This window comes from Bacilli bacterium, assembly GCA_035326105.1.
GTDB lineage: Bacteria > Bacillota_I > Bacilli_A > RFN20 > CAG-826 > UBA7706.
This window is the reverse complement of sequence record DAOKYO010000002.1, coordinates 61,671-73,844: the sequence shown is the minus strand read 5'-3', so window position 1 is coordinate 73,844 and position 12,174 is coordinate 61,671. Positions and strand designations below refer to the sequence as shown.

Here is a 12,174-nt window from a genome sequence, read left to right as displayed (position 1 = left end):
TTTTTACTTATCCGATGTTTTTTGCCGTTTGCGTTCTTCGACTTGGCGCCGGATATCTTTTCTAATTACTTCCTGCCGGTGCTTGCGCTTAACCTTATCGACTGCCTGTTTAACTTTTTTCTTATAACCGGGCTTAACCTTTTTGCTGCGGTTCATCGCTACGGCTTTTTTTATTTTTGCCGTCAAATCCGGATTTTCCTTTTTAATTATTGTTTTACGAGCTTTCTGATTTGAAAGGACAAATTCTCTGTCCCGATAAACCAAGTACTGAAAGCCGACATTTCTTTTTATTAATTCATTTAAATCAGTCAATTGATCATTGTCATAAAGTAAAAATGAATTGCCCACCCGATCATAACGGGCGGTTCGCCCGGCCCGATGGAAATAGTATGCCATATCCGAAGGAAAGCCGACATTTAAAATGTCACTTACATCCGGCAAATCAATTCCACGCGCTGCCACGTCGCTGGCCACGACTACACTGAATTCCTTGTTCCGGATTCGTTTCATCATTATCTTGCGTTCGCGCGGACTCAAACCGCCATGAAGCTCGCCGACATTCATTCCTTGCTGATTAAGATATTGGGCGTAATGCCGGGCATCTTCATTAGTTCGGGCAAAGACCAAAAGAAAATACGGGTGATAGAAAATAACAAAGTTTTTAATTACTTCCTCAATAGGCTGATGACGGGTATCGATGGCAAAATGTGAAACGCGGGATGAAGTCGGCTCCTTGGGTGAAAGCTGTATGACCCGTGCTCCCTTAAGATAGTGGTTGATTAGATTGGCCAAGGCCGGAGTCATCGTCGCCGAGAAAACCATAACTTGGCTGCTAATTTGGCCTAAAAGGCCATCAATAAGATTAAAGAAACCGCTGTCGAGAAGCATATCGGCCTCATCGAGTACAATCGTCCTAACATGCGCCATTGAAGTAACCGAGTTTTCCACCCCTAAATCATACAATCGACCCGGAGTGCCGATTACTATATGCGGATGCGAAAAGAGTTTTTCTTCGTCGCGACTTTTGTCATTTCCCCCGGCGATTAAGGCGACGTTTATTCCGGAAAGACCGCCGGCCAACTGCATGGCAAAATCATATATCTGTTTAGCCAATTCACGGGTAGGCGATAAAATGATCGTCTGAATCTCGTGGTCATCAACCTTGATATTATTAATAATCGGCACCAGAAAAGAATGCGTTTTCCCTGAACCGGTCGGAGCCTGAACAACTAAAGATTTCCCGCGCATAGCATCGGGAATCACCTCCGTTTGAACCGGAGTTAAATTATCGTATCCGTGATTTTGTAAAGCGCTTAATAAACTACTCTTGATTGCATATTGACTAAATTTGGCCATAAAATTCTCCGTGTATTATTATACATAATTTTTTTACTCGTATGGTATTATTGTAGCGAAAGGATCATTATGAAAGTTTTTGTTTGTCAACCGCACGGATATTGCGAGGGTGTAATAAAGGCCATTAATCTGGCTTTAAAAACCCGGGAAAATTATCCTTTAAGACCGATATACATAATCGGCATGCTCGTCCATAACGAGCACGTCAATAATATACTTTTTGAACATAAAATTACGACTCTCGATTATCCATTTGCCGAACTGAAAGAGGCGATGGGCGAATTACCGCCCGAAAGCATCGTTGTTTTCACCGCCCATGGGCATCCCGCGAGCCTTGAGTCGCACGCGCGGAAATTAAATTTGACAATCGTGGACGCAACCTGCACTTATGTCAGTGATAATCTGCATTTGATAAAGGAAGCCGCGCATAATGGTCAAAAGGTGATATACATCGGAAAAGAGAACCATCCTGAGACCCTTTCGGCCCTATCCGTCAGCGATAACGTCGTCCTTTATCGAGAAGACGATTTAAATCTTTATCGCGCTTTCAACGACGATCTAGTTCCCCCGTTAGTCATAAATCAAACAACTTTAGCCTATGATTCCCTGTTGCCCATTCACTATCGAATTCGCAATGTGATTCCCAAGGCAATTTTTGCGGAAGAAATATGTCCCGCGACTCGACTTAGACAAAACGCCGTCAAGAATATTCCTCAAGAAGTCGGCGCCATTTTGGTCGTCGGATCAAAACGTTCGGCCAACACCAATCATCTAGTTGCCATCGCAAAGGCATCTCATCCAAAGGCCGATGTCAATCTGATTGGCTCAATTGATGAACTTGATCTTGATAAGATCAGGCGTTTTGCGCTGGTCGCCGTATCCGCCGGGGCTTCGACTCCCCTTGAAATAACCGAAAAAGTAATATCCGCACTTAAGGCAATTGAATAACCGGAGGTGCCTTCTCTTGATCAAGAATAAGAACTTCTAGGGTTGGATCAATTTCCAGCAGTATTTTTTTCATTTGTTTAAGAAAAATCCTTTCCACTTCGTGGGGAACGTCCAAATAATTAAATTGGTAGCGGACGATATCTCTTCGAACATGATGCGGAGCATCACCGCTGATAAAAATATCAAAACCTTCCGCGGCGGCTTTTTGCCAACTCCGCGAACCGCCACCACCGATAATCGCCACGCTGGTAATGGCTTTTTTCCCGGCATTTATAATGCTGCCATAGGGAACGTCAAGGCGCATAAGAGCATATTTTACAAAATCATCCACTTCCATCGGCTGAGACAGAATTCCTCCTCGCGCCATTTTTTCTGTGGCTAATGGATGAATATTTTCTAAACCTAAGGCTGTGGCTAAAGCATCATTCATGCCATCTTTTCCCTCGTCAAAATTTGTATGCATACTATAGACGGGTATCAAGGCATCATCTAGTCGCCTAACCAGTTCCATTTTTAAAGAATCACTTTTCAGCACTGCCATCCGCGGACCAAAAATAAACGGGTGGTGAGTCAAAACCAAATCGGGACTAATTTCTAGCACGCGGTCGGCAATGGTCTCATCTAAATCAAGGGCGAGCACGATACGCGATGTCCACTCCTTTAACTTTCCTGTTTGTAAGCCAATCCTACGGTCGTGGTTCTTATACGCGAGCGCTTTGGGAAAGCGACCGGCCAATTTTTGAATTAAAACTTTTGTTTTGACCATAAAGTCTCAATCTTCTCCTGTTCCGCCAAAATTTGATCACGGCGATGGTCATCAATATTTCCCGATAAAATCTTCTCATTTCGTTCGTAACGATCGCGCCACATTCTTATGAAGGAATCGCTTTTTTGATTCAGATTGATCGGTCCGAAAACTAACTCCAGTCCGCAGTAAATGTGGCGTTTGGGAACCATAACTATTATTTCGTAGAAGTGATTATCTTCTTCAACAACAACTTCATCTTCAAAACTAAAACCATAAAAAGCCATCAGCGAGCGCACTTCGTCTGCCTTGGTGTGCGGTACTAGAATAATTTTTTTTATTTGATCAAGTTTATCAATTGAGTCGTTTATTATATCGCATATAACATCCCCGCCCATGCCTGATATCACGACCGTATCGATATCTTCCGGTAATTTCTTCAGTCCGTCGGCCAAATCAACTTGGATTTGATCTGCCAAATTTGCTTCTGTCACCGCTTTATGCAAAATTTTAAAGGGCCCCTCTTTATTGTCGGAAGCATAGACGCGGGTCAAATGGCTTTCTTTCACTAAAAACAGCGGCAAAAGGCCGTGATCCGAACCGATATCGGCCACATGGTCCTTCTCATTTATATGACTAGCAATCGCCATTAATCGGGAAGGTAATTGCATGCTCATTCTTTAAAATTCCTATAATCTTGCAAACGTTTCATCCGACTTGGCGCCCGCATTTTACGGATAGCCTTAGCCTCAATTTGCCGAATACGCTCTCTGGTAACTCCGAATTCTTTTCCTACTTCTTCTAAGGTCCGGGGCCGATTATCATCCAGTCCATAACGAAGGCGAATAACTCGGTCCTCACGGTCGGTTAGGCAATCGTGCATGACTTCATATATCTCTTCAACCAAAAGAATGTTACTCGTGTAATCGGTTGGTGATAAGGTGTCTTTATCTTCAATAAAATCGCCAATGTGGCTATCTTCTTCTTCACCGATTGGCGTCTCTAAAGAAACCGGTTCAAGGGCAATCCGCTGAATTTCACGAATTCTCTCCGGCGGCATCGCGCCGTCAAGTTTGTCACTGATTTCTTCCGCAGTTGGATCCCGTCCCAATTCTTGGACCAGTTGACGTTGAACCCGGGTAATTTTATTAATTGTCTCAACCATATGCACAGGGATACGAATCGTCCGCGCCTGATCAGCAATCGCGCGCGTAATAGCCTGGCGAATCCACCATGTGGCATAGGTAGAAAATTTAAATCCTTTTTTATAGTCGAATTTTTCTACCGCTTTCATCAAGCCAAGGTTGCCCTCTTGAATTAAATCTAAAAATTGCATTCCCCGTCCTAAATAATGTTTAGCGATATTAACTACCAAACGTAAGTTGCAGTTTATCAAACGATCTTTAGCATCTTCATCACCCGCTTCAATCCGCTTGGCCAATTCTACTTCCTCGTCCGGTTTTAGTAATTCGTGGTGCCCGATTTCATGCAGATACATCTTAACCGAGTCATTGACTTTGACATCACCATTTGCTAAACGATTGAACCGATCGACATCCAAATCATCCGTCTCTTCTTCTTCGTTGCTATCATCAAAGCTATCATCAAACATCACATCTTCATCTTCGACAATATCTTGATTTAATTTTTTTTCATCCAAGTTTTTGACATCAATATCGATGCTGTCTAAGTCCTCCCCGTCTTCGTCGCCGATAATATTAATACCTTTTTGTTTAAAGTAATCCAAAAGCGCATCCATATCTTCATCTGATAGGTCCAGATGTTGGATAGCTTCAAAAATATCGTCTTGATCCAAATAGCCGGCGGTTTTTCCTTTTTTTTCAAGCTTTTTTTTGATTGTATCGAGACTTTCAACGGCCTCATCATCATCGGAAATTAGACTTAAATCATCTTCCACTATTTTCTTTTTTTTCATATTAACTCCTCTTAATTGGGTTTCCTTTCTTTATCCAAAACCGGTAAATTATCATCTTTATTTTTACGGTAATACTGAGCATAAATTGCTGCTTTTTCAGCATCCGATTTACCCTTTGTCTGTTCTAATAAGTCACGTTCCTTCTTCTCTTTACTACGTTCAGCTTCAATTGTAAACCGTAATTCATCCATCGATTGATCGGAATAGACCGGTAGGTCATTTCTTAGTGATAAGGATGACACCTCCTCTATAATATCTTGCACGCCTGCCGAATCGTTGCTTGCAATGGTATTAATTAACTCCGCCACATCAAGAGCATCATGGTTATCGTAATAATCAATTAGGAAATTGGCAATTGAACGATATATATCATCATATAGATAATTAATGTTTGCTTCGTAATACGCGGCTGCCCGCTTGTCGTGCAACATATAGACGATCACATCTCGTTCAGCAAAAGAAAAATGACGAATCAATTCCCTTTCCGGGTGAACTTCTCGAAACGATGGTATCGCTTTATTAGAGCGCTTCCGATATAAATCCAAACTCTTTTTAAGCGACTCCAAAGGAAAATTAGTCAGTGATTTCAGTATCAGCAGGCCATCCATCAGTTCTTCTTGATTAGTGATGGTATCGATAATAGGCAACATCTCGACTACCAAGCGCCGACGGTCGCTGGTCGTTTCCGCTTTACCATGAAGCCGATAATACTGCATTGCAAAGACCGAATGAGAAATGCGTCTGTCTAAATATTTTAGCAACGCTTCCGTGCCATCTTGCGTTAAAATCTCATCTGGATCTCGCAGTTCGTTGCCACTATCTACAAATGAATAACTTAATCCGCTGTTGCTCAGTTCCTTGGCTATTTTAAGCATTCCCATTTGACCGGCTAAGTCACCATCAAGGCAAATTCTTAATTCGGCATTTAACGAACGCAACATGGCGATGTGTTCTTTAGTTAATGCTGTTCCCATTAAAGCGACAGCACTATTTATTCCTGCCCGATATAGTGCGAAAACATCCATGAACCCTTCCAGAATGTACACATAGCCGTCATGGCGAGCCGTCGTTTTCGCCCGATCAAAATTGTAGAGAATCTGGCTTTTTTTAAAAACCGGGGTCTCCGGTGAATTAACATATTTGCCGACATCTTTCCGCTTTTGCAAAATTCGGCCACTAAAGCCGACGATTTTACCGTCTCGATCGGTAATCGGAAACATTACTCTCCCCCGATTGCGATCGAAGGGCTGATTGAGTTCGCCCCCCATAATACCAATCGCTTCAATAGTTTTTATTGAATGACCGCGCTTTTGTAGAAACTCAATAGAAGCCTCACCATTATTAAGGGCATATCCGAGACGGAATGTCTGCTCAATCTCACCAGCCAAGCCCCGATTATGAAGGTAATCCTTTGCCTCTTTTCCCTCTTCTGTCAAAAGGCAGTATTGGTAATACTTTGTCAAGTCCTCAAGGCAGTTATATAGCGGTACAAGCGCATGATCAATCTTGTTAATATGTTGATATTGCTTCAAACGCTCATCATCGTAACCAATTAAATCGGCGACCTTTTTCAAAGCATCGCCAAAAGATATTTTTTCGTAGTTCTGCACAAACGAAATTGCATTTCCGCCAGCGCCACAGGCAAAGCACTTGTATATCTGCTTGTCCTGAGAGATATGAAGGGATGGATTTTTATCATCATGAAAAGGACATATGGCGACATAATTCCGGCCCTTTTTGGTCACAGGAATATAGTTGCTTATGACTTCCACAATATCGGCGCGATGAAGAATTTCATCTGCTAAGTTTGATTTAAATGCCATCTAAATTTCTCTTTCTAAAAGGAGGTTTTTTCTTCCAAAAATGTGTCTAATTCGGTAATTGACATTCTAATTTGTTCCATTGAGTCACGATTCCGAATCGTAACTTGATTATCTTCCAAAGTATCGAAATCCACCGTTATGCAAAACGGAGTTCCAATTGCATCTTCCCGCCGGTAACGTTTGCCGATTGAGCCGGTTTCATCATATGTAACCATAAAATGCTTTTGTAGATGCGCGTAGATTTCACCGGCCTTCTCATTTAACTTCTTTGATAATGGTAAAACCGCCGCCTTATATGGGGCCAAGGCCGGATGCAGATGCATTACAATCCGCATGTCGTCATTAGGAAGACTCTCTTCATCATATGCATCGGTCAGAGCCATTAAAATTAGGCGATCAAGCCCCACGGAAGGTTCGATACAGTACGGAACATATTTTTCGTTCGTCTCCGGATCCAGGTACTCAAGATTTTCACCGCTATACTGCATATGACGTTTCAAATCATAGTCGGTTCGATCGGCGATTCCCCATATTTCGCCCCATCCAAATGGAAACAAGTATTCAATATCGGTCGTCGCCTTCGAATAAAAAGCCAATTCCTCGGTCTCATGATTGCGAAAACGAAGATTCTCTTTTTTGATTCCAAGCGCGCCAACAAAATCAATACAGTGCTGCTTCCAATATTTAAACCACTCTAAATCGGAACCCGGCCTACAAAAAAACTCCATCTCCATCTGCTCAAATTCGCGAGTTCTAAAAGTAAAATTCCCAGGAGTAATCTCGTTACGAAATGATTTCCCGGTCTGGCAAATACCAAAGGGAAGTTTCTTCCGGGCCGCGCGCATGACATTTTTAAAATTAACGAAAATACCCTGTGCGGTCTCGGGACGAAGATATACTTCACTCTTGCTATCATCCGTAACTCCAATATGTGTTTTAAACATCATATTAAATTGCCTAATATCGGTAAAATTGCTCTTGCCACATACCGGGCAAACGACGTTGTTATGCCGAATAAACTCCATCATTTCCGCTTGACTCATCCCGTTGACATCGGCGTCAGGAAATTGAGTCTCAATCAGCGTATCGGCACGGTGACGAGCGTGGCAAGACTTGCAATCGATTAACGGGTCGGAAAAAGTCGCCACATGACCGGTTGCTTCCCAAACTTTTGGATTCATCAAAATCGCCGCATCAAGGCCGACGTTTTCTTTGCTTTCTTGAACAAATCTCTTCCACCACGCGCGACGAATATTATTTTTTATTTCAACACCAAGCGGACCATAATCCCAAGTATTCGACAACCCGCCGTATATCTCCGAACCTTGAAAAACGTAACCGCTCGTCTGCAAATGAACCACAATCTTATCAAATGAATGTTCTGGCATAAAATTCTCCCGGCCCTAAGGCACAGAGTGATTATACTTTATGCTATTACTTTGTCAACCTATTATAAGTGTATCAAACTCTCAAAATTGAAATAAAATCGTTGTATTTTTTTAACTTGATGCCAAGCGAATCGCTTAAATACTGATTCAGTTCGCTTAGAATCAAAAGATTATCTTTCGCTTCAAAGGATACTCGGCATATGTCATCAGGACTTATTTTAAAAGCGTAACGATACATGTTTAAAAGATGTGTGCTTCGTTGCTCTATCTGTGATTCATAGGCGCAATTTTGACAAATAAAGCCCCCTTCTTCAAACGAAAAACCAACTATTTTACGCTTTGATCCACAGATGACGCATTGGTCGACTTCCGGACCAAAACCCGCCACTTTGATTGCAGTCGCCAAGTAGAGCATGACTAAAGATAACTCATCGAACTTTTCAATATTATGAATGGCTTTTTCAAGAAAGGGAAAAATTTTTTTCGCATCTTCCTCCTCTTTAATGATTGCTAAGGTAATTTCTCCCAGCAAAAAAAGCGCGCTCATTTTTTCTAGATGATTTAAGCTGGCATCAGCTGTAAAAATCGTGCTTGCTGTCTTTAAAACATTCCCGGCCTTACCTTCGGTCAAATCGACCACTACCTCATTGAAGGGTTGAATAAGAGCTCCGTTATGAGCGTTGATTTTCATTATTCCCCGGGCCGAAAATGATACATAACCATTGGAACTAATTGCCGTTACAATCGCATCGGATTCTTTATATTGTGTCAAACGAAGAATAATGACTTTATCTTCCATTTTTACTCCTCGTCATTGATACCTAAAGATTTAAGGGACTTTAAATCGTCGCGCCAATTTTCCTTAACCCGGACGAACAATTCCATTCGAATCGTTTTATGAAGTAAATGCTCCAATTGCTTGGTGGCATCAAGCCGTATTTGGCGAATAAGTCGTCCCCCTTTGCCAATTAAGATCCCTTTTTGAGAGTCTTTTTCAACAATTATATCCGCGGCAACATCCATTTTATCGTCATCGATAAGTTCTTTTTTTACGAGGCTTACCGCCACGCTATGAGGAATTTCCTGACGAGTAAGTAGCATGATGCGTTCGCGAATGACTTCTGAAATCAAAAAATCATCGCCGCGATTCGAAGTCATATTAGATGGAAAATATTGGGGCCCTTCGGGGAGAATTTTGATTATTTCTGATACGACAACATCCAAATTGACATTCCGAATCGCACTTACCTCAATTTGGTGAGCCGTAGGATATTTATCTTTATAGATGGACTTGAGTTTTTCCATACTGGCAAAAGTTGCAAGATCAATCTTGTTAAAAACGATGAATAAGGGGGAACGAATAGTTAAGTTATCAATCAAAAATTGGTCTCCCGGTCCAAAACTTTGTCCGGCATCAACAACCAAGATTGTAGCCTCAGCTTCGCGTAATGAATGATAAGCCATCTTATTCATCTCATTTCCAATTTGCAAATAAGGCTTATGTATTCCTGGAGTATCGATAAATATTAACTGTGCTTCCGGGGTAGTTAAAATACCGCGAATAATATTTCGCGTTGTCTGAGGCTTAGAAGTGGTAATTGCCACTTTGGTTCCGATGATGGCGTTGATAATTGTCGATTTACCAACATTAGGCCGGCCAACGATGCTAATGAATCCGCTTTTCATGTCTATAAATCCTGATCATCAAAAGCAAATGGCAATAGTTCTTTGGCATTGGTCGTTCTTACTTCCCCTTTTAAATTAGCGAGGATAATCGGTTTATCCGCCGGATAAAGTTCCGAAATAACCTGTCGGCACGATCCGCAGGGAGAAACCGGTTCGCCCGTATCAGCAATTACTGATAATAGAGCTAAGTCTTCTTTATGACATCCGTGCATATAGGCATTAAAAATAGCATTTCTCTCCGCGCACATCGAAAGACCATAGGCCGCATTCTCAATATTTGCTCCTTCGAATACCCGTCCGTCGTTAGTAACGATAACGGCTCCGACCGCAAATTTTGAATAAGGAGAGTAACTCTTTTTTCGCGCTTCAAGCGCTAAAGCCACAGCTTGTTTTTCATCAATCATTTTTTATAATCCTCTTTCCAAGTATTTCATCTTGCAAGTCAAACATTTCTTTTTCATCTTCCTTTGTTTGATGATCGTAGCCAAGCAAATGAAGTAAGCCATGAAGAAAAAGAAATTTCATCTCTCGATGGAATGAATGTCCATATTCAAGGGCTTGGGATCGAGCTCGATCCACCGAGATAATAATATTACCTAACAGCATGGGTAAATCGCCGGTTTTTATTTTCACTTCCCCTTCCACTTCATCATTAAAGGCAAATGAAATGACATCGGTTTCACGATCTATTGCTCGGTAATCGCGATTTATCTCATGGATACGGTCATTGTCAACTAAGTCCACCTCAAGAACGTAATGGTCAAGTATGTTCAAGTGTTTTAACGTTTTATCTGCCAAGCGACGATACACTTGCCGATAGTTTCCAAGTTCTTGCGGATATTCGTTATTAAAATCAATTCTCATAAGTTCACCTTGAGTATTGATATTTTAGCACAATAATGTTTTTTTTGGCTTTTTTTTACATTTAAAGAGTTAAATTTATTGAATTGTTATTCTTAAGAAAATAAATCAGCTGCCATAACTCCTGAAAAGAAAATCGAACGAGAAAAAAATAAAAAATGGCATAATTTAAACGGGCTTTATTTTCGACGATAAGCATAAGGATAACAATGAGCAATGGAATGAGTTCTTTTGCAAGGATCGAAACACTTTTCTTAAAAGTTAACAGTTCGGCTTTTTTCTGCAATTGCTTGAGTTGAGACGAACTTACTTTATTATTTTTCTCCATTTGATTCTCCAGTTTTTTAATATCCAAAATCGTTTTCCCCGACGGATAATAAATAGCGGCCGCGACGGCCACTACAGACAAAAAAGCAAGCGAAATAAGGCCTAGAAATAAATTATTGTACAATATCAGTCCTAAGGAAAAGATGACCATTAACACCTTGGTAATGATTTGAAGCAAAAATTCGCTTTTTCGCGTAGAGTTTCTTATGCATTTAGCAAATTGCGTATATTTATCTTTTTTTGCATTGGCAAATAAATTATGAATACGATATATTTTTTCATAAAGGTAAAATAGCATCGCTAATATCAATAACCCTATGGATATCAAATAGTCGTTTCCATCATTTATTAGGTACAAAGCTATTACTAATGCCGTCACGGTGCTTAATTGAAAGAAAAGCATCCCCATCAATGCCAGAAAATGTTTTTTTGGCGGAAGGGCATCTTTGCCATTCTTAACTTTTTTATAAATTTCTACAGCAATAATATTTCCGTCAATTGCCGTCATCAGCTGTGTCTGATTTAGTGCATAGATTCCCAATGCGGGGTCTAAGATTACGAATTGGCGTTTATTAAAGCGCACTTTTATGACGACAAAATGTCCATTTCCATCAGGCTGATGCGCAATGTACCAAAAGGCAGAGGTTAACTGCCGCGCCGAAGAAACCCTCATGGCTCTGGCTGTCACCCCCTTAGCCTTTAAAAAAGTTAAAATATCTAGAAAACTGGCCGGTCCTAACGGCACATTGTCATGTATATAATCTTCACTGCGCATTAAATTTGCCAGCAGGATTGCAGCCGCGTCATATCCGCAGCTGTTTTTATGTGTCTGTTTACGGTAAAACATAATTCCTCCCTATTAGTAAATAGAGAGAAATCGCTTTTATATAATAAAAAAAAGCATCTTACGATGCTTATTTTTCTTAACGACGTCCCTTGCGACGAGCTTGCTCGGACTTAAGTTTACGCTTAAGACCCGGCTTTAAATAAAACTCACGCTTACGCGCTTCCGTTAAAGTTCCCGCCTTGTTGACTTGGCGCTTGAACCGACGAAGAGCTTCATCAAGCGATTCGTTGTCACGTACGATTGTTTTTGGCATTTTT

General features: G+C 41.1%; 13 protein-coding genes. 1 reads left to right on the top strand and 12 read right to left on the bottom strand.

What is annotated here, in order from left to right:
* Positions 1 to 3 precede the first annotated feature (3 nt).
* Positions 4 to 1,356, bottom strand: coding sequence for a DEAD/DEAH box helicase (locus tag PKC96_04630; protein HMM00608.1), 1,353 nt, complete (start codon positions 1,354 to 1,356; stop codon positions 4 to 6).
* 69 nt (positions 1,357 to 1,425) lie between these two features.
* On the opposite strand from PKC96_04630, the gene ispH reads away from it, so the two are divergent.
* The gene (gene ispH / locus PKC96_04625; protein HMM00607.1) at positions 1,426 to 2,304 is read left to right on the top strand and encodes a 4-hydroxy-3-methylbut-2-enyl diphosphate reductase; all 879 of its coding nucleotides are present in this window, start codon (positions 1,426 to 1,428) and stop codon (positions 2,302 to 2,304) included.
* On the opposite strand, the gene PKC96_04620 is transcribed toward ispH, so the two are convergent.
* The 11 genes from PKC96_04620 to rpsU all read right to left on the bottom strand — a co-directional run bounded on the left by PKC96_04620 (position 2,288) and on the right by rpsU (position 12,170).
* The gene (locus PKC96_04620) at positions 2,288 to 3,070 is read right to left on the bottom strand and encodes a Nif3-like dinuclear metal center hexameric protein (protein ID HMM00606.1); all 783 of its coding nucleotides are present in this window, start codon (positions 3,068 to 3,070) and stop codon (positions 2,288 to 2,290) included. The genes ispH and PKC96_04620 overlap by 17 nt on opposite strands.
* A complete protein-coding gene (locus PKC96_04615) occupies positions 3,049 to 3,726 on the bottom strand; it encodes a class I SAM-dependent methyltransferase (GenBank protein HMM00605.1) in 678 nt (225 codons plus the stop codon). Before PKC96_04615 ends, PKC96_04620 begins: the two co-directional genes overlap by 22 nt.
* Positions 3,723 to 4,985, bottom strand: coding sequence for an RNA polymerase sigma factor RpoD (rpoD, locus tag PKC96_04610; GenBank protein HMM00604.1), 1,263 nt, complete (start codon positions 4,983 to 4,985; stop codon positions 3,723 to 3,725). The genes PKC96_04615 and rpoD overlap by 4 nt, the downstream gene beginning before the upstream one ends.
* An 11-nt stretch (positions 4,986 to 4,996) precedes the next feature.
* Complete coding sequence (dnaG, locus tag PKC96_04605) at positions 4,997 to 6,808, bottom strand: DNA primase (protein ID HMM00603.1); 1,812 nt, start codon at positions 6,806 to 6,808, stop codon at positions 4,997 to 4,999.
* A 14-nt stretch (positions 6,809 to 6,822) separates the two neighbouring features.
* Complete coding sequence (locus PKC96_04600) at positions 6,823 to 8,196, bottom strand: glycine--tRNA ligase (protein HMM00602.1); 1,374 nt, start codon at positions 8,194 to 8,196, stop codon at positions 6,823 to 6,825.
* 73 nt (positions 8,197 to 8,269) lie between these two features.
* Positions 8,270 to 8,995, bottom strand: a complete 726-nt coding sequence (gene recO / locus PKC96_04595) for a DNA repair protein RecO (GenBank protein HMM00601.1) — start codon at positions 8,993 to 8,995, stop codon at positions 8,270 to 8,272.
* 2 nt (positions 8,996 to 8,997) lie between these two features.
* Complete coding sequence (era, locus tag PKC96_04590; protein ID HMM00600.1) at positions 8,998 to 9,882, bottom strand: GTPase Era; 885 nt, start codon at positions 9,880 to 9,882, stop codon at positions 8,998 to 9,000.
* Positions 9,883 to 9,884: 2 nt separating this feature from the next.
* Positions 9,885 to 10,283, bottom strand: coding sequence for a cytidine deaminase (cdd, locus tag PKC96_04585; GenBank protein ID HMM00599.1), 399 nt, complete (start codon positions 10,281 to 10,283; stop codon positions 9,885 to 9,887).
* Entirely contained in the window at positions 10,279 to 10,746 is a 468-nt protein-coding gene (gene ybeY, locus PKC96_04580; GenBank protein ID HMM00598.1) for an rRNA maturation RNase YbeY, read from the bottom strand. Before ybeY ends, cdd begins: the two co-directional genes overlap by 5 nt.
* Before the next feature lie 61 nt (positions 10,747 to 10,807).
* Positions 10,808 to 11,917: a cysteine peptidase family C39 domain-containing protein gene (locus PKC96_04575; GenBank protein HMM00597.1), complete on the bottom strand. Its 1,110-nt coding sequence runs from the start codon at positions 11,915 to 11,917 to the stop codon at positions 10,808 to 10,810.
* A 76-nt stretch (positions 11,918 to 11,993) separates the two neighbouring features.
* The gene (gene rpsU, locus PKC96_04570) at positions 11,994 to 12,170 is read right to left on the bottom strand and encodes a 30S ribosomal protein S21 (GenBank protein HMM00596.1); all 177 of its coding nucleotides are present in this window, start codon (positions 12,168 to 12,170) and stop codon (positions 11,994 to 11,996) included.
* Positions 12,171 to 12,174: the final 4 nt, after the last annotated feature.

What these genes read in the sequence shown, in the direction of transcription:
- PKC96_04630 (HMM00608.1), bottom strand. Translation starts at nt 1,356, where the DNA reads ATGGCCAAATTTAGTCAATATGCAATCAAGAGTAGTTTATTAAGCGCT.
- ispH (HMM00607.1), top strand. Translation starts at nt 1,426, where the DNA reads ATGAAAGTTTTTGTTTGTCAACCGCACGGATATTGCGAGGGTGTAATA.
- PKC96_04620 (HMM00606.1), bottom strand. Translation starts at nt 3,070, where the DNA reads ATGGTCAAAACAAAAGTTTTAATTCAAAAATTGGCCGGTCGCTTTCCC.
- PKC96_04615 (HMM00605.1), bottom strand. Translation starts at nt 3,726, where the DNA reads ATGAGCATGCAATTACCTTCCCGATTAATGGCGATTGCTAGTCATATA.
- rpoD (HMM00604.1), bottom strand. Translation starts at nt 4,985, where the DNA reads ATGAAAAAAAAGAAAATAGTGGAAGATGATTTAAGTCTAATTTCCGAT.
- dnaG (HMM00603.1), bottom strand. Translation starts at nt 6,808, where the DNA reads ATGGCATTTAAATCAAACTTAGCAGATGAAATTCTTCATCGCGCCGAT.
- PKC96_04600 (HMM00602.1), bottom strand. Translation starts at nt 8,196, where the DNA reads ATGCCAGAACATTCATTTGATAAGATTGTGGTTCATTTGCAGACGAGC.
- recO (HMM00601.1), bottom strand. Translation starts at nt 8,995, where the DNA reads ATGGAAGATAAAGTCATTATTCTTCGTTTGACACAATATAAAGAATCC.
- era (HMM00600.1), bottom strand. Translation starts at nt 9,882, where the DNA reads ATGAAAAGCGGATTCATTAGCATCGTTGGCCGGCCTAATGTTGGTAAA.
- ybeY (HMM00598.1), bottom strand. Translation starts at nt 10,746, where the DNA reads ATGAGAATTGATTTTAATAACGAATATCCGCAAGAACTTGGAAACTAT.
- PKC96_04575 (HMM00597.1), bottom strand. Translation starts at nt 11,917, where the DNA reads ATGTTTTACCGTAAACAGACACATAAAAACAGCTGCGGATATGACGCG.
- rpsU (HMM00596.1), bottom strand. Translation starts at nt 12,170, where the DNA reads ATGCCAAAAACAATCGTACGTGACAACGAATCGCTTGATGAAGCTCTT.